Source organism: Devosia sp. Root685, from assembly GCF_001427875.1.
GTDB lineage: Bacteria > Pseudomonadota > Alphaproteobacteria > Rhizobiales > Devosiaceae > Devosia.
On the sequence record NZ_LMHK01000003.1, the window covers coordinates 372,316 to 392,209 of the forward strand.

General features: G+C 61.8%; 17 protein-coding genes. 8 read left to right on the forward strand and 9 right to left on the reverse strand.

The window, feature by feature from the left end; genetic code table 11:
- Window positions 1-6 precede the first annotated feature (6 nt).
- From ASD83_RS16960 to ASD83_RS16980, 5 genes are all read right to left on the reverse strand, one after another.
- Window positions 7-1,746, reverse strand: coding sequence for a PAS domain S-box protein (locus tag ASD83_RS16960; RefSeq protein WP_056313103.1), 1,740 nt, complete (start codon window positions 1,744-1,746; stop codon window positions 7-9).
- A gap of 4 nt (window positions 1,747-1,750) precedes the next feature.
- The gene (locus ASD83_RS16965) at window positions 1,751-2,584 is read right to left on the reverse strand and encodes a sugar phosphate isomerase/epimerase family protein (protein WP_056313360.1); all 834 of its coding nucleotides are present in this window, start codon (window positions 2,582-2,584) and stop codon (window positions 1,751-1,753) included.
- Between the two features lie 81 nt (window positions 2,585-2,665).
- On the reverse strand, window positions 2,666-3,496 hold the full coding sequence (locus ASD83_RS16970; protein WP_056313105.1) for an amidohydrolase family protein: 831 nt from the start codon (window positions 3,494-3,496) through the stop codon (window positions 2,666-2,668).
- A gap of 109 nt (window positions 3,497-3,605) precedes the next feature.
- Entirely contained in the window at window positions 3,606-3,989 is a 384-nt protein-coding gene (locus tag ASD83_RS16975) for a hypothetical protein (protein WP_156386022.1), read from the reverse strand.
- Between the two features lie 124 nt (window positions 3,990-4,113).
- Window positions 4,114-4,947, reverse strand: a complete 834-nt coding sequence (locus ASD83_RS16980) for a MurR/RpiR family transcriptional regulator (RefSeq protein WP_056313108.1) — start codon at window positions 4,945-4,947, stop codon at window positions 4,114-4,116.
- 89 nt (window positions 4,948-5,036) lie between these two features.
- On the opposite strand from ASD83_RS16980, the gene ASD83_RS16985 reads away from it, so the two are divergent.
- From ASD83_RS16985 to ASD83_RS17005, 5 genes are all read left to right on the forward strand, one after another.
- Window positions 5,037-5,807 (forward strand): N-formylglutamate amidohydrolase, encoded by a 771-nt coding sequence (locus ASD83_RS16985; protein WP_056313109.1) that lies wholly within the window; start codon window positions 5,037-5,039, stop codon window positions 5,805-5,807.
- Window positions 5,808-5,849: 42 nt separating this feature from the next.
- Entirely contained in the window at window positions 5,850-7,394 is a 1,545-nt protein-coding gene (locus ASD83_RS16990) for an amino acid permease (RefSeq protein WP_056313110.1), read from the forward strand.
- 140 nt (window positions 7,395-7,534) lie between these two features.
- The gene (locus ASD83_RS16995; RefSeq protein WP_056313111.1) at window positions 7,535-8,893 is read left to right on the forward strand and encodes a glutamine synthetase family protein; all 1,359 of its coding nucleotides are present in this window, start codon (window positions 7,535-7,537) and stop codon (window positions 8,891-8,893) included.
- A gap of 109 nt (window positions 8,894-9,002) precedes the next feature.
- Window positions 9,003-10,385, forward strand: a complete 1,383-nt coding sequence (locus ASD83_RS17000; protein WP_056313113.1) for an aldehyde dehydrogenase family protein — start codon at window positions 9,003-9,005, stop codon at window positions 10,383-10,385.
- A 128-nt stretch (window positions 10,386-10,513) separates the two neighbouring features.
- Window positions 10,514-11,668 carry an iron-containing alcohol dehydrogenase gene (locus ASD83_RS17005; protein WP_056313115.1) on the forward strand — a complete coding sequence of 385 codons (1,155 nt, stop codon included), beginning with the start codon at window positions 10,514-10,516 and terminating at the stop codon, window positions 11,666-11,668.
- Window positions 11,669-11,894: 226 nt separating this feature from the next.
- Here the strand turns inward: ASD83_RS17005 and ASD83_RS17010 are convergent, their stop codons facing one another.
- Window positions 11,895-13,367: a mannitol dehydrogenase family protein gene (locus tag ASD83_RS17010; RefSeq protein WP_056313362.1), complete on the reverse strand. Its 1,473-nt coding sequence runs from the start codon at window positions 13,365-13,367 to the stop codon at window positions 11,895-11,897.
- A gap of 158 nt (window positions 13,368-13,525) precedes the next feature.
- Between ASD83_RS17010 and ASD83_RS17015 the strand changes: the two genes are divergently transcribed.
- On the forward strand, window positions 13,526-14,437 hold the full coding sequence (locus tag ASD83_RS17015; RefSeq protein ID WP_056313364.1) for a sugar kinase: 912 nt from the start codon (window positions 13,526-13,528) through the stop codon (window positions 14,435-14,437).
- A gap of 165 nt (window positions 14,438-14,602) precedes the next feature.
- On the opposite strand, the gene ppk2 is transcribed toward ASD83_RS17015, so the two are convergent.
- Window positions 14,603-15,457, reverse strand: coding sequence for a polyphosphate kinase 2 (gene ppk2, locus ASD83_RS17020; protein WP_056313117.1), 855 nt, complete (start codon window positions 15,455-15,457; stop codon window positions 14,603-14,605).
- An 87-nt stretch (window positions 15,458-15,544) separates the two neighbouring features.
- Between ppk2 and ASD83_RS17025 the strand changes: the two genes are divergently transcribed.
- Window positions 15,545-16,837, forward strand: coding sequence for a sensor histidine kinase (locus ASD83_RS17025; RefSeq protein ID WP_056313119.1), 1,293 nt, complete (start codon window positions 15,545-15,547; stop codon window positions 16,835-16,837).
- Window positions 16,838-16,994: 157 nt separating this feature from the next.
- On the opposite strand, the gene ASD83_RS17030 is transcribed toward ASD83_RS17025, so the two are convergent.
- Window positions 16,995-17,546, reverse strand: a complete 552-nt coding sequence (locus ASD83_RS17030) for a gamma carbonic anhydrase family protein (RefSeq protein WP_056313121.1) — start codon at window positions 17,544-17,546, stop codon at window positions 16,995-16,997.
- A gap of 166 nt (window positions 17,547-17,712) precedes the next feature.
- Window positions 17,713-19,119, reverse strand: coding sequence for a protein adenylyltransferase SelO (locus tag ASD83_RS17035; RefSeq protein WP_200946529.1), 1,407 nt, complete (start codon window positions 19,117-19,119; stop codon window positions 17,713-17,715).
- 92 nt (window positions 19,120-19,211) lie between these two features.
- Between ASD83_RS17035 and ASD83_RS17040 the strand changes: the two genes are divergently transcribed.
- Window positions 19,212-19,874 (forward strand): HAD family hydrolase, encoded by a 663-nt coding sequence (locus tag ASD83_RS17040; RefSeq protein WP_056313124.1) that lies wholly within the window; start codon window positions 19,212-19,214, stop codon window positions 19,872-19,874.
- The last annotated feature ends 20 nt before the right edge of the window (window positions 19,875-19,894 follow it).

Consider the following 19,894-nt stretch of genomic DNA (forward strand, 5'->3'; position numbering starts at 1 on the left):
AATGACTTAGCGCAAATCTGCGGTCATGTCGGCAAAGCACACGACCTGGCCGCGCCCGCCGGCCTTGGCCGCGTAGCAGGCGGCATCGGCTTCGCCGAGATAGCCGAGCCCCGATTCCGAGCGCGATTTGATGGCGGTGACACCGACGCTGGCGCCGATCCGGTAGAGGCGGCCGTTCCAGGAAAAGGCGAGGGCGCCGATGGCCCGCACGATCTTTTCGGCGACCTTGCGGCCAGAGGCGAGCGGACAATCCTCGAGCAGCACCGCAAATTCGTCGCCCCCGAGACGGGCGGCCAGATCATGGCCGCGACAGGCGCCGCGAATGGTTTCGGCGACCTGTTTGAGAAGCGCGTCGCCGGCTGCGTGGCCGGCCGTGTCATTGACCGGCTTGAAGCGGTCGAGATCGACATAGAGCAGGCAATGCTGCCGCTGCCCATCGCGGGCCGATCCCATGGCAAGGCTCATGGCCCGGTCAAAGGCGGCGCGGTTGGGCAGGCCCGTCAGCACGTCGTGGCTGGCCGAATGGACGAGCTGGCGCTGTAGCGCCCGGCTCTGGGTAATGTCCTGAAACACCAGCACCGCACCCGATACCGTGCCATCAGGCATGATGACAGGCGAGGCGGAGCAGCGAATATCGCGCGCCTGTCCGTCGCGCGCGACGAGGACAACCTCGTCTTCTACCTCTATGGCCTGCCGATGGGTCAGGCAGGCAATGGCCGGGCAGGGCGCCGCCTCGTCCGAATGGGCATGGCGCAGGGGAAAGACGGCTTCGGCAAAGAGGCCTCGGGCCTCATCGGCGGAAAAGCCGGTAAAGCGCTCGGCGGCCGGGTTGATGAAGGTCACCTTTCCCTCAGCATCAGTGGCAATCATGCCATCGGCAACGGCTTCGAGGGTGACGCGCAAGAGTTCCTTTTCGGCCGCCAGTTCCTGCTCGATGGTCTTCAAATAGGTAATATCGGTATCGGTGCCGATGGTGCGCAGGGGCTCCCCGTTCTCGTCCCATTCGACCGGCCGGCCACGGCTCAAAATCCAGATATAATTGCCCTCGCGGGTCCGTTCGCGATATTCGAGCGCGTCTAGACTATCATCGCCCTGATCCTGCCGGTGCACATTGGCCATGACGGTCGGGAGATCGTCGGGATGGATGCGCTCGAACCATTTCTGCTGGTCGCCATCGACCTCTTCATCGACCGGGATGCCGCGCATCTTTCGCCACATGCGCGAATAAAACATCGTATCCGTGCGGATATCGTGGTCCCAGACGCCTTGCCGCGCGCCTTCGAGCGCGTAGTTCCAGCGGTTTTCCGAATAGACCAGGGCCTCTTCGGCGCGCTTTTGCAACTCGATGCTGGTGACTTGCAGGACGAGGCAATCTGGATGCCCATCCTCGTCGCTCGACAGGGCACCCGCCAACATGACCCAGATCGGATGTCCATCGGCATGGCGGAGGCGATGTTCGCCGCGATAATGCGCGCTTTCGCCCCGGGCCAGGCGCACCAGATGTTGCCGCGCGGCACCGGTATCGTCGGGATGAATAAGGCTGAAGCCATCAAGGCTTTGGCCGATCTCCAAGGTGTGGCCGAGAAGGCGGGTGAAGGCGGGATTGAGATAGCGCACCGCCCCGTCGAGCCCGGTGACCAGCATGCCGACCGGCGCTATTTCGGCAAGGCGCGACAGCACCGGCACGGCATGCGGGGCACGCCGGGACCGGATCGCGCGCCGTTGCGCTGCCCGCGCCAGGCTCATGCTCTCATGTCTCGATCAGCGAGAGGATGAAATCGCGCTCCAGCGCCAGACCGGCCCATTCGTGCGGCTGCTCGGCGTCAAAGATCAGCGTATAGGGCCCCGTGTAGCCCGCCTCTTCGGCGGCGCCGACGCAGGCGCCATAATCGGCCTCGTCGAGCTGGCCGGCGACGAAGCTGGCTTTGGCGTGGCACAGTTCGGCGCGGGTGAAGATCGCGGCGAGATCTTCGTATTTGGTATCGCCAGTCCAATTGCCGAAATCGCCGAGAAGGCCGACCTTGCCTTCGAGCCGATCGAGCACTTCGTGGACGGTTGCTGGGGTCGAAAGCAGGTCGAACCAGTTTTCGGTCACGAGGCGGACGGAAGAACCGGCATTGCTGGCCGCCAGGCGTTTGAGTGCTGCAACCGAGCGGTCGATATTGACCTTGGTCGGTTTCTGCTTGCCGGCGATGATGCGGGCATTTTCCGCGCCCAGCTCATTGGCAACCTCGATCCAGCCGGCAATCCAGGCTTCGTCGCGGCTGCCATATTCGGGAAGGGTGATGTCGCCGGCATCGATAAGCAGGGTCTGTAGCCTCACTTCGGCGCGAGCAAGCTGGTCTTTGAGTTCGGCGAGATAGATGGAATCGCGGCTGCGCATGTGGAAAGAAACCACTTCGAGCCGATGGTAGCCATGATTGGCCAAGACCGAGGGCAGGCCGAGCAGGGACTCGGTGCCTTCGCCATAGGTGTCCTCGCCCGCTCCGATGGCGGTGGTGGTCAGATCATGCGGATAGGTCGTGCCCAACAGGCGATGCAACGACCAGGTGGAGACCGCGATGCGATCAGCACTCTCTGCCATGAAAATTCTCCCCAATTCCTCCATGGCAGAGTCTCACGCACTTGGAGGGGCTGCAATACAATTTGTTATAGCGCCAAACGATTAGGCGAGCCGATAGATGCGCTCGGCATTGCGGAAAAACAGCTTTTCCTGGTTTTCCGGGGTTTCGTCCGCGACGATTTCGCGGGTGGCCTCGACCCAGCGGGTCAACGAGCCGGTCTTGGTCACGACCGGATGGTCCGAACCCCAGACGACGCGATCCCAGCCAAAGCTCTCGATGACATGTTCGACATAGGGACGGAGGGTTTCCGGCGTCCAATCGGGATCGCAATGGTTCACGATGCCCGAGACTTTGCCCATGACATTGGGGAGGGCGGCGATCTCTTTGAGGCGCTGCCGCCATGGGTCGAGGCCGATGCCATTGATATCGGGATTGCCGCAATGGTCGAGGATGAAGGTCACCTCGGGAATTTTTTGGGCCAGCGCCACGCCCAGGTGCAGTTGGTCGGCGCGGAGGCATAGGTCGAAGGTGAGGTCGTGCTGGGCGAGGCGGCGCAGGTTTTCGGCGAAAAGGTCTGGGGCGCTGACAGTGTCCGGCACTTCGTGGAGAATGCGGCGGAGGCCTTTGATGCGGCCGTTGCCTATGGCGAGCAATTTTTCGAGCTGGGCCGGAAAATCGGGATGTTCGGGGCGGCAGGCGGCGATGGCGCCGGTGATGCCGGGAAGTGTGAGAACGAACTCGGTCTCAGGCAGAATATCGGCTTCGGCGACATCGACTTCCATGTGGAGGGCGGCCTCAATGCCGAGCGGTTTGGCCTCGGCCCAATAGGCATCCGCGGTCCAGGGCTTGTTGATGGCGGGGGCGTTGCCAAGCCAGGGATAGGAGAGGCGGTCGGGATAGATGAGGTGAAGATGGGTATCGATAATGCGCATTGGGGCCTCCTGCGCATCTGGGTATCAGAAAATTGGGGCGATCACAGGGGGATGGTTAGCTGTCCAAGGGGACTGGCCCAAGGCTTTAGAAGGACCAGCCCATATTTGGTTAGCGGTTCATGGATTGAATGCAGACATACAAGTGCAGACCAGCCCTATCGCCGTTTGCAAGGTAGTCTTGATTGGTCCCTTGCACTTCAATCGTGAGCTCCTCGCCTGGCTGCAGGCTTCTTTCCACGATCACCATTCCCACGGTATCGTAAGCCGACCTTGGAGATCCTTTTACGAAAAGTCGACCGATGGCAGTGTCAATCTTTTCCCCAGACACGTTTTCCAATGTGGCCCGTACGCGTGTCCATTGGCTGTCCAATTGATCGGCTTTCCAGGTCTTTACCGCCAAGATGCTGTCGAAATGGCCGTCGGGGCACTCATTGGCAGAAACACTGGAGACCATCGCAAATGTGCAGGTCAATGCTATCAGCGATCTGAACATATTGTGCTCTGATGGGTGTTTTTGGATTCGTGCGGAGAAATGTCTATAATCAATAGAAAAAAACGACAAGAATACTGGCGGTCGGGATGCAAATAATTGGTGTTTTCGGACCAGTACGTGATCCCTACTCCCCCTCCAGCGCCCCAATGCGCTCGCTGGCCGTTTCCCAGCTCAGTTCGGTCACCCGCGCGATGATCGCTTCGACGACGCCGAGGATCGCGGCGTTGGCGTCCCATGTTCGTCCGGTTTGGGTGCTGCAGGGGAGGCAATAGCGGGCGTGGCGGGCTATGGGGCTGAGCCATTCGTCGGTGATGAGGACGATATGGGCTTTTCGCTGGGAAAGGGTCTGGGCCACGTCGAGCATGGCCGGATCGTAGCGGCGGACGTCGAAGAGAATGGCGAGATCGCCTGGTTTGACGTCGATGAGCTGGTCGGCTGAGGTGGCCGGGCGGCCATCGAGCCGGCGGATGCCGGGGCGGACGAGCCGCAAATGGGCTTCGAGATAGCCGGCGAGGAAATCGGTGAAACGGCCGCCGGCGAGGTAGCAATTTCGCTTGGTTTCCGAGAGGCGGCGGCAGACGGTTTCGAATTCGCCGGGCGAAATCAGCGCGACGGTTTCTTCAAGCCGCTGAGCGGATTGCGCGAGGAAGGTTGCAAGGAACGGCGCTTCGCCCGGCTCGGTGGACAGCATGGCGCCGCGCTGCAAGGGCGATTTGGAGCGCTGTTCGAGCTCTTCGCGGAGGGCCCGCTGGAAATCGGGATAGGACTTGAAGCCCAGTTGCGCCACGAACCGGACGATGGTCGCCGCGCTGACGCCGGCCCCCGCGGCGAACTCAGCGACGGGCGCAAGGCCCAGCATGGGATAATTGCCCAGGAGCCCGCGCGCCGCCTTGCGGCCGGCCGAGGTCAGGCCCTCGTCGAGGTCGTGAATGCGTCCGGCAACCGTCTTCCCCTCCATCTCTTTTCTGAACCTCTCGTTTCATGATTGACACATGTTGGATTTGTGGAATTACTGTTACAGAAGTTAACCGGCTATGTAGAGGGAAAGTGGACGGCGAGGCGCAAAAATCGGTTCTGGTGACCAATGCGCGGGGGGCTTCGCCCTTCGTCATTCTTTGCGACCATGCGTCCAACCGCATTCCCGAGCGCTATGGCGATCTCGGGCTCTCGGCGACCGAGCGGCTGAGCCACATCGCCTGGGACCCCGGCGCGCTGGCGGTCAGCCGGGTGCTCTCGGACCTGCTCGATGCGCCGCTGGTGGAATCGACCGTCTCGCGCCTCATCATCGACTGCAATCGCGCCATCGACGCGCCGGACCTGATCTGGACACTGTCCGAGCGGACGCGGATTGCCGCCAATGAAAATATCAGCCCTGAAGAGCGGGACTATCGTATCGACAGGTTTCACCGACCCTTTCACGGCGCCATCGACGTTCTGCTCGAAGCGCGCCGCCATGCCGGCGTCGAAACCTTTGTCGTCTGCATGCACTCCTTTACCCCCGTGTTCCTGGGCAAAAAGCGGCCCTGGCCAATCGGGGTCATCCATGGCCGCGACGAGCGTTTTACTGCCGCCTTCCGCGATGCCATGGCGGCCGAACGGCCCGAGCTCAATATCGGCTGGAACGAGCCCTATGCGGCGCTCAATGGGGTCACCCTGACGCTCGAAAAGCATGGCGACGGGCGCGGGCTCGAAGCCACCATGATCGAAATCCGCAACGACGAAATTCTCTCGCCCGAAGGGGTCGGCCAATGGGCCGGGCTCGTCGCGCGGAGCCTGCAACATGCGCGCGAGGCGCGACGGCAGGCCCGAACGCATTAGGCGAGACACACAGGGTTCAGCATAACCAAGGGGACAGGGACGATGGCTGATACCAAGAAGGTGGGAAGTGTCGCTTATGCGACACGAGACAAGTCGTATTTCGAAAAGCGGGGGCTGCAGCGCTATGCTGGCATCTGGTCGCTTTGGGCGCTCGGCGTCGGCGCGGTGATTTCAGGGCATTTTTCCGGTTGGAACTTTGGCTTCATGACCGGCGGCTGGGGCGGCATGGTGGTTGCCGCCGCCATCATCGCCATCATGTATCTCGGCCTCGTATCATCCATCGCCGAAATGAGCCCGGCACTGCCGCATACGGGCGCGGCCTATTCATTCGCGCGAACCTCGATGGGGCCATGGGGCGGTTTCATCACCGGGCTCTTTGAAAACGTCGAATATGTGCTCACCCCGGCGGTGATCTGTACCTTTATTTCGGGCTATTTCGGCTCGATCACCGGGCTCGATACGGCCTGGTATCCGCTCCTCTGGGTGGTGTTCTTCGTCATATTCCTGGCGCTCAATATCTATGGCGTGGCGCTTTCCTACAAAGTGACGCTGGTCGTTACGCTCATTTCTCTGGCGGGTCTGGCCTTCTTCTGGGTCAGCGCCTTTCCAAACATCGATTTTGGCCGCTGGGCGCTCAATATCGGGGTTGGGCCGGACGGTGCGGCGGTGGAATTGCCCGAGGGCAATGGATCGTGGTTCCCGTTTGGCTGGCAGGGCGTGCTTGCCACGCTGCCTTTCGCCGTGTGGCTCTTCCTTGCCATCGAGCAGGTGCCGCTGGCGGCTGAAGAATCGGTCGATCCCAAGCGGGACATGCCGCGCGGTATTTTGCTCGGTTTTTGCACGCTGTTGCTCTCGGCCTTCCTGATTGTGCTGCTCAATCCATCCATTCCGGGTGTCGGCAGCTTTGCGCTGGGGTCTTCGCTTGAACCCGCGCTCGACGGTATCCGCGCCATTTATGGCGATGCCGCTGCGCCGATCTTTGGCGTCGTGGCGCTGATCGGGCTTATCGCCTCGTTCCACACCATCCTTTATGCGCAGGGCCGTCAGGTCTATTCGCTGAGCCGCGCCGGCTATTTTCCGTCCGCGCTTTCGGTGACGCATGAAAAATACAAGACGCCGCATCTGGCCATGATTTCGGGCGCCGCGCTCGGCCTCGTCGTCATGCTCTCGATCTGGTTCGTCAATGGCGGCGGTGGGCCGGGTGAAACCCAGCTTGGCGACGATATCATCGGCTCGGTGCTGCTCAATATGGCCGTGTTCGGCGCCATGCTGAGCTACATCATGCAGGCACTGAGTTTTATCATCCTCAGGCGCAACCAGCCCAATATCGAGCGGCCGTTCCGCTCGCCGGTGGGCATTCCGGGCGCGGTGCTGACGATTCTCATCGCCGCGGTGACGCTGTTCTACCAGTTGCAGGACCCGAACTTCTACAAGGGTGTCATCTGGGTCGTGCTGTGGTGTGCGGTGGGCGTCGTCTACTTCGCGCTGGTTGGCCGGCACAAGCTGATCCTCTCGCCTGAAGAAGAGTTCGCGCTTGAGCATCGCGGCGACGCAGCGGTGGCCGCGGCCGTGGCGCCGAAGGCTTAAAACCTGAGCGGCGCGGGATACGTTCCGCGCCGCCTATCGCGACGTCATTCCCGCGAAAGCGGGAAACCCTTTCACCCGCAAGGGAGATTCCCGCTTTCGCGGGAATGACGCGGTGGTTGGGGAAATAGAATGAGGGCACTTTGACTTACTCACTAGAAAATCTGCGTGAAGACATCGCCGCCGGACGCATCGATACGGTGCTGGTCGCTTTTCCCGACATGCAGGGGCGGCTGATCGGCAAGCGGTTTCAGGCCGAATTCTTCCTCGATGGCGCCCTGGAGGAAACGCACGGCTGCAATTATCTGCTCGCCGACGATATCGACATGGAGCCGGTGCCCGGCTATGCGGCGGCCAATTGGGGCAAGGGCTATGGCGACTTCGTCATGAAGCCTGACCTTTCCACCTTGATGAAATGCACCTGGCTCGAAGGCACGGCGCTGGTGCTGGCCGATCTCGTCGATCACCATCATCACGAACCCATTCCGCACGCGCCGCGCAGCATTCTCAAAAAGCAACTGGCGCGGCTTGAAGCCATGGGGCTCTCGGCCAATTTCGCCAGCGAGCTCGAATTCTATCTGTTCGACGAGACGTTCCGCTCGGCCCATGACAAGGGCTACCAGAACCTGACTTCGGCCGGCTACTACATCGAGGACTACCACATCTTCCAGACGACCAAGGAAGAAGGGGTGATGCGCACGCTGCGCAATCAGTTGCACGCCTCGGGCATTCCGGTCGAAAATTCCAAGGGCGAATGGGGGCCGGGCCAGGAAGAAATCAACGTGCGCTATGCCGAGGCGCTTGTTATGGCCGATCGGCATGTGGTGATCAAAAACGCCACCAAGGAAATCGCCTTCGGCCAGGGCAAGGCCGTTACCTTCATGGCCAAGTGGGCCTATGACCTCGCCGGGTCTTCGGCACATATCCATATGTCGCTGGCGAAGGACGGGAAAAACCAGTTCGTCGACGAGGGCGATGCGCTGGGCATGTCCTCGCTGATGAAGCACTTCATGGCCGGGCTTCTCACCTATGCCGGCGAGATCACCTATTTCCTCGCGCCCTATATCAATTCCTATAAGCGCTTTCAGGTCGGCACCTTTGCCCCGACCAAGGCGATCTGGTCGAGCGACAATCGCACGGCGGGGTTCAGGTTGTGCGGGGAAAACACCAAGGGGGTGCGGGTCGAGTGCCGGATTGGTGGCGCCGATCTCAATCCTTATCTGGCCTTTGCGGCGCTCTTGGCGGCTGGGTTGAAGGGCATCGAGGACAAGCTGGTGCTTGAACCGGCGTTTTCGGGCGATGCCTATTCGGGCGAAAAACTGCGTGAGGTGCACAAGACTTTGCGCGATGCCGTGGCGGCACTGGCGGGTTCAAAAATGCTCACCGAGGCCTTTGGGGCCGAGGTGGTGGAGCACTATGTGCACACGGGCAATTGGGAACAGTTCGAATATGATCGCCGCGTCACCGATTGGGAGCGCAAGCGTGGCTTCGAGCGGAGCTAGGAGCGCCGCCCACACACGACGTCATTCCCGCGAAAGCGGGAATCCCCCTAAATTGGCAGTGAGATTCCCGCTTTCGCGGGAATGACGCCGAGGACTATTGAGAGGCCTTATGACCGAAACGGTCCAGATCATTTCTCCTGTGAACGGAAAAGTGTTTGCCGAGCGGCAGGTGCTGGATGGGGCGGGTATTGCTGCGGCGGTCTCGCGGGCGCAAGCCGCCCAGCGGGCGTGGCGTGCGGTGCCGGTGGCCGAGCGGGTTGCGGCGGTGGGGCGCATGGTCGATGCGCTGCTCGCCATGAACGACGATATCGTGCCCGAACTGGCCTGGCAAATGGGCCGGCCCATCCGTTTTGGCGCGGAAAAGCGCGGGGTGGAAGAGCGCAGCCGGCATATGCTTGGCATTGCCGAGGCCACGCTGGCGCCCTCGAAACGGTCCGAAAAGGAGGGGTTCGAGCGCTATATTTCGCTCGAACCGCTGGGCGTGGTGCTGGTCATTGCGCCGTGGAATTATCCGTTTCTCACGGCGGTCAATTCCATCGTGCCGGCGCTGGTGGCGGGCAATGCGGTGCTCTTAAAACATGCGAGCCAGACGCTGCTGGCCGGCGAGCGCTTTGCGGCGGCGGCGAAAGCGGGCGAATTGCCGGAGGGCATTTTCCAGAACCTTGTGCTCGGCCATGCCGACACGGAAAAACTCGTCGGCTCGGGCGAGATCGACCACATCAATTTCACCGGATCGGTGGAAGGCGGGCGGCGGATCGAGAGGGCGGCGGCCGGGACTTTTGCGACGCTGGGCCTCGAACTTGGCGGCAAGGACCCGGCCTATGTCCGTGCCGATGCCAATCTCGATTTCGCGGCGGAAAATCTCGCCGATGGCAGTTTCTTCAATTCCGGGCAATCGTGCTGCGGGGTCGAGCGCATCTATGTGCACCGCGATGTCTATGATGGCTTTGTCGATCGTTTTATCGGGCAGGCGCGCGGCTGGACGCTGGGCGATCCGCTCGACCCCGCAACCATTGTCGGGCCGATGGCGCGTGGCAATTTTGCCGACCATGTGCGCGGGCAGACCGAAGAAGCGGTGCGCGGCGGGGCGGTGCGGCACCTCAATTGGGGTGACTCGCGCGATGTGGCGGGCTCGCCCTATCTGGCCCCGGAAGTGCTGACCGGCGTCAACCACCAGATGAGCGTCATGCGCGAGGAAAGCTTTGGGCCGGTCGTGGGCATCATGAAGGTGGCTGACGACGCCGAGGCGATTTCGCTGATGAACGACAGTCCCTATGGGCTGACGGCTTCTATCTGGACCGAAGACCTCGACGCGGCGGCGCGGATTGGCGCTGATGTCGAGACCGGCACGGTTTTCGCCAATCGCTGCGACTATCTTGATCCCGCGCTCGTTTGGACGGGGGTGAAGGACACCGGCAAGGGCGGGGGATTGAGCGAGATCGGCTACCATAATTTGACCCAGCCGAAGAGTTTTCATCTGCGGCGAGCGTAACGACACACGTCGCCCCACGCGATTGTCACCCCGGCGAAGGCCGGGGCCCATCCTGAGATCTCAAGATGGGTCCCGGCCTTCGCCGGGATGACAGCCTGTGGGGCTGGCAAGACCGAGGGACCAAAAGAATGACCAAAGCCAACTGGAATTATCCGACTGCCGTCCGCTTTGGGCCGGGGCGTATTGCCGAATTGCCCGATGCGCTGAAAGTGGCGGGGATAAAAAAGCCCCTGCTGGTGACCGATGCAGGGCTGGCGGCTTTGCCGGTGACGCAGAAGGTGCTGGCGGATTTGAAGGCCGCGGGGATCGCGGTTGGGCTTTTCTCGGACGTAAAACCCAACCCGATCTCGGCCAATGTCGAGGCGGGGATCAAGGTTTTGCGCGAGGGTGGCTATGACGGGGTCATCGCCTTCGGCGGCGGCTCCGGCCTCGACACGGGAAAAGTGATTGCCTTCATGGCCGGGCAGACCCGGCCGATGTGGGATTTTGAGGACATTGGCGATTGGTGGACGCGCGCCGAGCCGCAAGGGATTTTTCCCATTGTCGCCGTGCCGACAACGGCCGGGACGGGTTCGGAAGTGGGGCGCGCTGGCGTCATTACCGACGAGGCGACGCATACCAAGAAGGTGATTTTTCATCCGCTGATGATGCCCAAGGTTGTCATTGTTGATCCCGAACTGACCGTGGGCATGCCAAAGTTCATCACCGTTGGCACGGGCATGGATGCGCTGGCGCATTGTTTGGAGGCCTATTGTGCGCCGGGCTATCATCCGCTGGCCGATGGCATTGCGGTGGAAGGTATTCGGCTGGTGTTTGAAAACCTGCCCAAGGTGGCGGCCAACCCCAATGACATCGAGGCGCGCGGGCACTTGATGAGCGCGGCGGCCATGGGCGCGACGGCGTTTCAGAAGGGGCTTGGCGCTATTCATGCGCTGAGCCATCCGGTGGGCGCGCTTTATGATACGCATCACGGCATGACCAATGCGGTGTTCATGCCCTATGTGCTTGTGGCGAATAAGTCGGCCATCGAGGGCAAGATCGCGCGGCTGGCGGCCTATATCGGATTGGCGCCGAGCTTTGATGCGTTTTTGCATGCGGTGATCGGGCTGCGGCTAAGGCTCGAAGTACCGCATACGCTGAAGGAATTTGGTGTGGATGGGGCGCAGCGCGACAAGATCGGGGATATGGCGATTGTTGACCCGACAGCGGGTGGCAATCCGGTGGAATTGACGAAGGAGCGGGCGCTGATGATTTTTGATCGGGCGCTGGAGGGCGTGGTTTAGGAGGCTTCCCAGCCACCGGCTTACCCTTCTCCCCTTGAGGGAGAAGGTGCCCCGTAGGGTCACCGAATTCGCGTTTGCGAATTCGGTTGGGATGAGGGGTATTTGCGGCACCCTCACCCACTCCCCTGCGGAGGAGAGATACCCCTCACCCTGACCAAATCCGCTGAACGCGGATTTGGTCTGTCCCTCTCCCTCAAGGGGCGAGGGGAAGGCTGGTGGTTCACTGTCAGCCGACGACCTCAGCCACTGTCGCCTTGGCACCCTCATCAAACAGGCTTTCGAGATGGCCCACGACCGCATCGCGGAACACTGCATTGCCCGCGAGATCGGTGCCGAACACCTCGCTCAGGGACACGAGCCCTTCATAGAGCGCCTCTGCGTCATCGCCAGCATCCGCCGATATCGCCATCATTTTGAGCGCGTGCGGATCCCTCACGTCGATTTCGCTGCCGTCTTCAGCAACGCCCGTGACGTAGCGCATCCAGGCGGCGACGCCGAGGGCGAGGCGGGTGATGGGTTTTTCCGCTTTCAGGCGATCACGGATGGTGCCGAGGAGGCGCTGGGGGAGTTTTTGGCTGCCGTCCATGGCGATCTGCCAAGTGCGGTGTTTTAGGGCCGGGTTGCGGAACCGTTCGAGCAGCTGATCGCGGTAGGCGCCGAGGTCGGTGCCCGGCATGTCGAGCGTCGGCATGGCCTCTTCGGTCATCAGGCCATGGATGAGTTTGACATAGGCCGGGTCGCCCATGACCTCGGCGATGTATTGATAGCCGCCGAGATAGCCGAGATAGGACATGGTGGAGTGCGCGCCGTTGAGCATCCTGAGCTTCATCAGCTCGAACGGTTCGACGTCTTTAACCAGTTGCGCGCCGACCGTTTCGAAGGCCGGGCGGCCGGATGGAAAATGATCCTCTATCACCCACTGGGTAAAGGGCTCGGTCATGATCGGCCAAAAATCTTCGGCACCGATGAGGTCAGTGACTTCGGCGCGGTCGGCATCGGTTGTGGAGGGCACGATGCGGTCGACCATCGTGGACGGGAAGGCGGTGGATTTGACCCATTCGCCGAGATCGGCGTCACGCAGCGCGGCGAAGCGGGTGACGATGCGCTTGGCGGTTTCGCCATTGGAGGGGAGATTGTCGCAGCTCATCACGGTGAAGGGCGCGATGCCGGCGGCCTTGCGGCGGGCAAGGGCTTCCACCAGCATGCCGGGGGCCGATTTCGGCTGGCCGGGATGGGCGAGGTCGTGAACCACGTCGGGGTGTTTCTGGTCGAGTTCGCCGGTCGCCGGATCGTGGCAATAGCCTTTTTCGGTCACGGTGAGCGACACGATACGGATGTTGGGCGATGCCATCAGATCGAGCAGCGCGTCGCGTTCGGTATTGGCGTCCATCACGGCAAGGATCGAGCCGATGACGCGCGGATGGGTGCCGGCCGCGTCGCGCACGGCGATGGTGTAGAGCCCGCCTTGGGGTTCGAGGGCTTCCTTGGTATCTGGGCGGCGGAGGCTGGCGCCAACAATGCCCCAGCTTGGGTCTGCGGCGAGGAGATCATCGACATAGACGGCCATGTGGGCGCGGTGGAAGGCGCCGATGCCGAGATGCACGATGCCGGGGGTTACTTTTGACCGGTCATAATTCGGCACGCCGATGCCCGGCTTGAGGGAGCCGAGGGTGGCGGGGCTGAGGCGCGGGCTGGTCATGTCGGCTCCGGGAAGAAGAATTTTGTGGCGCAGCATAGTGGCTTCCAATCTTGTATGGAAGAGTGCGCGGAGGCTGGGTACACTGTTTATGGGCGCCGGGCTTGCCGAGGCAAGACGTGCCCGGCATAAGCCTTTGTGGGAACTGGGGAGGAATGGTCATGACCGGCAAGCGGATCGTCAGCATTGGCGAATGCATGATCGAAATGAGCGGCGGCGAGGACCGCAGCTATCGATTGGGCTATGCCGGCGACACGCTCAATACGGCCTGGTACTTGCGCGCCTTGCTGGGGAAAGACTGGGACGTCGACTATGTGACGGCTCTGGGGAAAGACCGATACTCGGACGATATCCGGGGGTTCCTGAGGGAAAACCATATCGGTACCGATCATATCGGCACGATCCCTGAGCGGCGGCCGGGGCTTTATATGATCCACCAGGACAAGGGCGACCGGCACTTTACCTATTGGCGCGATCAATCGGCGGCCAAACTCCTGGCCGATGACAAATCGGCGCTGCAAAAGGCCGTGGAGGGCGCGAGTCTCGTTTATTTTTCCGGCATTACGCTGGCTATTCTGGCGCCGAAGGCGCGCGGGCGGTTGCTTGGCGCCATCGTCAAGGCGCGGGACAGCGGCGCGAAAATTGCGTTTGATACCAATTTGCGGCCGGCTTTGTGGTCGAGCCCGCGGGTCATGGCTTCGGTGCTGACGGCGGCGGCGAGCCTTTGCGATATCGTCTTGCCGACGCATACGGACGAGGCGCCGCTGTTTGGCGACAAGTCGGCTGAGGAGACGGCGGAGCGCTATCTCGAGCTTGGGGTCGAAGAAGTTGTGGTCAAGGATGGGGCCAAGGAAGCCTATATTGCGACGGCCTCCGAGCATGTGCGGATAGCGCCGAAACCGGCGGAGAAGGTGGTGGATGCCACCGGGGCCGGCGACAGTTTTAACGGGGGTTATCTCTCGGCGCGATTGAGCGGAAAATCGATCCGCGAGGCGGCGGAAGAGGCGCACCGGGTGGCAGGGGTGGTTATTGGCCACAAGGGGGCTTTGGTGGAGCCGAAGTTTTTGAGGTGAATTTCCATGAAACCCTCGTGGTGAGGTGCGGCGTATAGCGCCGCCTCGAACCACGAGGGTGGGCGAGTGGCGGCTTCGTGCCACGCCCTCGTCCTTCGAGGCTACGCTACGCTCCGCACCTCAGGATGAGGTCTACTGGGGACGGAGCGAGAGAGGGACTAGCCCTCACTCCCCATCCATCTTCAAAAATGCATCCGCACTGAGGACAATCTCATCGTCGATCTTGCCGATCGCCTTCTTGTCCTTGCCGTCATAATCGAAGCCGTTGAGCACGGTGCGGATGACATTGAGCCGAAGGCGGCGTTTGTCGTTGGCGCGGATAACGGTCCAGGGGGCGTGCTTGCTGTCGGTTTTTTCCAGCATGCGGTCGCGGGCCTTGGAATAGTCGTCCCACTTGTTGAGCGCTTCGAGATCGATCGGCGACAGCTTCCAGGTTTTGAGCGGATCGTGCCGCCGGTCGTGAAAACGCTTGAGCTGCATTTCGCGGCCGATGGAGAGCCAGAATTTGAAGAGGCGAATGCCGTCGCGGGTGATGCGCTTTTCGAATTCCGGCGCTTCCTCGAGAAACAGCGCCGTTTGCTCGGGCGTGCAAAATCCCATCACCGGTTCGACGCCGGCGCGGTTGTACCAGGAGCGGTCGAACAGCACCATTTCGCCAGCCGCGGGCAGCCAGTCGATATAGCGCTGAAAATACCACTGGGTGCGCTCGCGATCGTTCGGCTTGGGGAGCGCTGCGATCAGATTGTAGCGCGGGTTGAGATTTTCGAGGATGGTCTTGATCGTGCCGCCCTTGCCGGCGGCATCGCGCCCCTCAAAGACCAAAACAATGCGTTCGCCCGCCTTGGCCATATGGGCCTGCAGTTTCACCAGCTGCTTTTGCAGCGCATAGAGCTGCGTGTCATACTCGTCCCGGTCGAGCTTCTTGTCATAGGGAAAGCCGCCCGATTTGAGCGCCGCCTTGTCGATGGCAGCGGGCAGTTCGGGATTTTCGATATCAAAGCCAGTCAGGGGATCGCTCACACTGTCGCTCCATTGTCATTGCCAGCGTGCTAGAAGTTTCGATCCCGCGCAAGAGGCGGGAGCAAGCGCTTGATTCGGCGGCCAAAAATGGACGATTCCCAATCACCCCAGACATCGCTGCGCGGCCGGGCGGTCCTGGCGCGCGTTACCAGTTATTTGGGGCTCCTTTTGGGGCTTGCCGGCCTTTTTGTCGCGCTGGTGATTTTCGGCGATCTGCGGCCCGATTTTGCCGCGCTTGGCTATCTCGTGGCGCTGGCTTTCGTTGCTTTCCTGCCTATGCCGGTGCGCACGGTTACGCGGATCCTCGAGGTGCCGGCGATTGCCCCGCCGCCCGGGGGGGCAGATGACGATGTCATGGCCGCCTTTGCCGAGGCGCTGGGCGAAGCGTGTCTGGTGCTCGACCGGCGCGGCGCGGTGGCCTATCGCAATCAGGCTGCGGCGGGCCAATATCCCAATGTGCAGAAGGGCAAGGTCCTCACCCTCGTCATGCGCAATCCCGAACTGGTCGCGGCGGTGGACGCGGCTCTGCGCACCGGCACGCCGCATAGTTTTGAGCTGCACGAGACGTTGCCGAGCGAAACCTGGGATCGGGTCACCGTGGCGCCCATTCGCAGCCCCGGCAGCGATTGGCTGGAGGCAGACGACCGGCATCTGCTGGTGACCTTTCAGAGCCTGACCGAACTCAAGCGTGTCGATGCCATGCGCACCGACTTCATCGCCAACGCCAGCCACGAATTGCGCACGCCGCTGGCCTCGTTGCTGGGCTTTATCGATACGCTACTGGGGCCTGCGGCGCGGGACGCGGTGGCGCGCGAAAAATTCCTCGCCATCATGCGCGGCCAGGCCGATCGCATGAGCCGGTTGATCGATGATTTGCTGAGTTTGTCGCGCATTGAAATGTATCAGCATGTGCGCCCGACCGGCTCGGTGGATCTGGCGGGCTTGCTGCGCGAAGTGCGCGAGGGGTTGCAGACCCAGGCCAAGGCGGCCGAGATCGATGTGGTGATGGACTTGCCCGAGGGGCCGGTGATGGTCACGGGGGACCGCAACCAGCTCTATGAAGTGTTCGAAAATCTCGTCGATAATGCCATCAAATATGGCGCCGATGGCAAGACGGTGGATGTGTCGCTGAGCGCGGTGGACCGTGGCGGTTTCCGGCATCTTATCAGCGTCGTCGATCATGGGCCGGGCGTCGAGCCCGAACACGTGCCGCGCATGACCGAGCGGTTTTATCGCATCGAAGTCGAAACCAGCCGCAAGAAGAAGGGTACGGGCCTCGGGCTCGCCATCGTCAAGCACATCGTGCAGCGCCATCGCGGGCAGATTTCCATCAAGAGCCGCCCCGGCGAAGGGCTGCGCGTGGATGTTATGCTGCCATAGGGGCGAAGGTGGGGTGCAGCGTGTGTGGCTCCACCCCCTCCCGGCCTCCCCCATCAAGGGGGAGGTGCTGCATCGAGTTTGTGGCTGGATCGCGCGCCTATCACCAGCCCGGCACCTCCCCCTTGATGGGGGAGGCTGGGAGGGGGTGACCGCTTGCCTAGGCCGGATCGAAATCCCCCGGCTTTTGCGCTTCTACCAATCCCGCCGCAAAGCGCTTGGCATTCTTCACATAGCGATCCGCCGAGGCGGTCAGACCCGCGATGGCTTCCGCGTCGAGTGTGCGGATGACCTTGCCGGGCGCGCCGACGACGAGGGAATTGTCGGGGATTTCCTTACCTTCGGTGATGAGGGCATTGGCGCCTATAAGACAGTTCTTGCCGATTTTTGCGCCATTGAGCACCGTGGCGCCCATACCGATCAGGGTGTTGTCGCCAATGGTGCAGCCATGGATGATGGCGCTGTGGCCGATGGTGCAATTTTCCCCGATGGTGAGGGGAAAGCCATTGTCGGTGTGGAGGACAGAATTTTCCTGCACATTGGAGCGCGCGCCGATGGTGATGGGTTCGATATCGCCCCGGGCGACGACGCCGAACCAGATGCCGGCTTCGGCGCCGATATGGCAATCGCCGATCAGCACGGCGGTCGGAGCGATCCAGCCCACGTCGGGGGAGATGTCGGGGGTGATCCCGTCGAGGGCGTATATGGGCATGGGGTGCTCCGAGGGTCGTTTGGGGGCATGATAGTTGAGAGTGGTGGGTGCCGGTACCCCCACCTAGCCTCCCCCTGGCAGGGCGAGGGACGTATCGAGTTTGGTGCGATGGCTGTGGGCCACCGGCAGATCCCTCCCCCTACCAGGGGGGGGGTAGGTGGGGGTGCTACATCACACCATAGGCCGCGCGCATCTCGGCAATCTCGCCTAGCGTCTCGTGAAACAGCCCCCAGTCGTCGTTTTCCGCAATCGGGGTCCAGATGGCTTCCATGTCCTCGATCAGCATGGTGCGCGGTTTTTCGCGGGCGAAATAGGGGTGATCGAGATTGACGTCCGGCGCGGGCCCAAAGGTTTCGAGGAGATCGGCGAGCGGGCGGAAGGCTTCGGTTGCATAGAACGCTGCCGAGGGACTGCGCGCTGCCCGTTCGGCGCTGAGGCTGCCGCCGCGCCAGTCGAAGAAGAATTGCTCATAGGGCGCCTTGCTGGCCGAGAGGAAGCCGAAGAGCGCGGTGACAAAAGCATTGTTGCTGTCCTCGTCGCGCGGCGAAAGGCCGAGGCGGCGGAGCATGGCGAGGGGGAGTTGGGTGCGGAAGATGGGCCAGACCGTGTTGAGCGCCGGCTCCAATGTTTCAAGATTGGAGAGGGGAAGCAGGCATTCGGCGAGGCGGGTGAGGTTCCAGGCGAGGGTGTCGGGCTGGCGGCCAAAACTATAAAGGCTGGTCTCGTCGAAATAGGCGGCGGTGAAATCGGGATCGTAGACCGGCACGAAGCGCCAGGGCCCGTAGTCAAAACTCTCGCCTGTTATGTTGATATTGTCGGTATTGAGCACGCCATGGACAAAGCCCGCCGCGATCCATTGCGCGCCGAGAATGGCCACTTTTTCGACCACGGCTTCGAGGAGGGCCGCGGCTGGGTCGTCCGTGCCGACGAGGTGCGGGTAATAATTCGCAATAGAATAATCAACGAGTCGGCGGAGGTTTTCCGTGTCATCGAGAAAGGCGAGGCGCTGAAAGGTGCCGATGCGAATGTGGCTGTGGCTGAGGCGGGTCAGCACCGCCGAGCGGGTCGGTGATGGTTCATCGCCGCGATAAAGCTGTTCGCCGGTTTCGACCAATGAAAAGCTCTTCGAGGTATAGACCCCCAGCGCTTCGAGCATTTCGGTGGCCAAGACTTCGCGCACACCGCCCTTGAGCGTCAGCCGCCCGTCGCCGCCGCGCGACCAGGGCGTTTTGCCTGAACCCTTGGTGCCGAAATCGAGGAGGCGCCCATCGAGAGGGTCCTCGCACTGCGCATACAAGAAACCACGGCCGTCGCCGAGATCGGCATTGTAGGTGCGGAATTGGTGGCCGTGATAGCGCAGCGCCAGGGGTTTTGGGAGCGAGCCGGGCAGAGGCTCGAAGCGGCCGAAATGCTTCAGCCATTCCTCGTCTGTCAGGTCGCCGAGGCCGATACGGTCGGCCCAGCGCTGGTCGCGATGGCGCAGAATGGTTTGTGGAAAATCGGCGGGATCGACGGGATCGAAAAAGTCCGTGCCGAGCTCTTCATGGCGGCGGGCGGGCATAAACTGGGTCATGAGTATTCAACGTTTCCGCGCCCGCTTTTCGCAAGGCTTGCTTGCGGCGCCACGTCTGGCGCCCGGGGTCAAATCGGCCTATATCACGCAAGATGATACAGCTTGCACCCTTTCAGGCCGCCATCTTCGATATGGACGGCACCTTGCTCGACACTGAAGCGGTCTTCAAGACCATCGTCTTCGAAGTCTGCACCGATCTCGGATTCGAAATGACCGACGACGTGCATCGTTCCATGGTCGGGGGCAGTCACGAGCACACCAACCGGCTTCTGCTCGAAGCCTATGGCGTCAGTTTTCCCTATGCACTGTTCGACGAAAAATGCCGGGTCACCATGCGGGCGCGCTCGCATGGCGGCGTGCCGGTAAAACCCGGCGTGCACGAGTTTATTGCCGCGCTTCACGCCAACAATATTCCGACGGCGGTCGCGACCTCCTCGCGAAACCCCCATGCCCAGCACCATTTGAGCGCTGCCGGTCTGCTCGACCTGTTCGAGACCGTGGTGACGCGCGATGATGTGACCCACCCCAAGCCGCATCCCGAGCCCTATCTGACGGCGGCAAGCCGCCTCAAGATCGACCCGGCAAATTGCCTCGCGCTCGAAGACAGCCTGGCCGGGGTACGCGCCGCCCATGCCGCGGGCATGCAGACCGTGATGGTGCCCGATCTCGTCCATCCCAATGACGAGGTGCTGGCACTCGGCATTTCGGTGATGGAAAGCCTCGTCCACGTGCACAAGGCGGCGTTTCCGCACTGAGCTTTTGCTCTGATTTCCAG

Bases quoted from the DNA above. Each gene is read 5' to 3' on its own strand.
- ASD83_RS16960 (WP_056313103.1), bottom strand. From the start codon at position 1,746: ATGAGCCTGGCGCGGGCAGCGCAACGGCGCGCGATCCGGTCCCGGCGT.
- ASD83_RS16965 (WP_056313360.1), bottom strand. From the start codon at position 2,584: ATGGCAGAGAGTGCTGATCGCATCGCGGTCTCCACCTGGTCGTTGCAT.
- ASD83_RS16970 (WP_056313105.1), bottom strand. From the start codon at position 3,496: ATGCGCATTATCGATACCCATCTTCACCTCATCTATCCCGACCGCCTC.
- ASD83_RS16975 (WP_156386022.1), bottom strand. From the start codon at position 3,989: ATGTTCAGATCGCTGATAGCATTGACCTGCACATTTGCGATGGTCTCC.
- ASD83_RS16980 (WP_056313108.1), bottom strand. From the start codon at position 4,947: ATGGAGGGGAAGACGGTTGCCGGACGCATTCACGACCTCGACGAGGGC.
- ASD83_RS16990 (WP_056313110.1), top strand. From the start codon at position 5,850: ATGGCTGATACCAAGAAGGTGGGAAGTGTCGCTTATGCGACACGAGAC.
- ASD83_RS17000 (WP_056313113.1), top strand. From the start codon at position 9,003: ATGACCGAAACGGTCCAGATCATTTCTCCTGTGAACGGAAAAGTGTTT.
- ASD83_RS17005 (WP_056313115.1), top strand. From the start codon at position 10,514: ATGACCAAAGCCAACTGGAATTATCCGACTGCCGTCCGCTTTGGGCCG.
- ASD83_RS17010 (WP_056313362.1), bottom strand. From the start codon at position 13,367: ATGACCAGCCCGCGCCTCAGCCCCGCCACCCTCGGCTCCCTCAAGCCG.
- ASD83_RS17015 (WP_056313364.1), top strand. From the start codon at position 13,526: ATGACCGGCAAGCGGATCGTCAGCATTGGCGAATGCATGATCGAAATG.
- ASD83_RS17025 (WP_056313119.1), top strand. From the start codon at position 15,545: ATGGACGATTCCCAATCACCCCAGACATCGCTGCGCGGCCGGGCGGTC.
- ASD83_RS17030 (WP_056313121.1), bottom strand. From the start codon at position 17,546: ATGCCCATATACGCCCTCGACGGGATCACCCCCGACATCTCCCCCGAC.
- ASD83_RS17035 (WP_200946529.1), bottom strand. From the start codon at position 19,119: ATGACCCAGTTTATGCCCGCCCGCCGCCATGAAGAGCTCGGCACGGAC.
- ASD83_RS17040 (WP_056313124.1), top strand. From the start codon at position 19,212: ATGATACAGCTTGCACCCTTTCAGGCCGCCATCTTCGATATGGACGGC.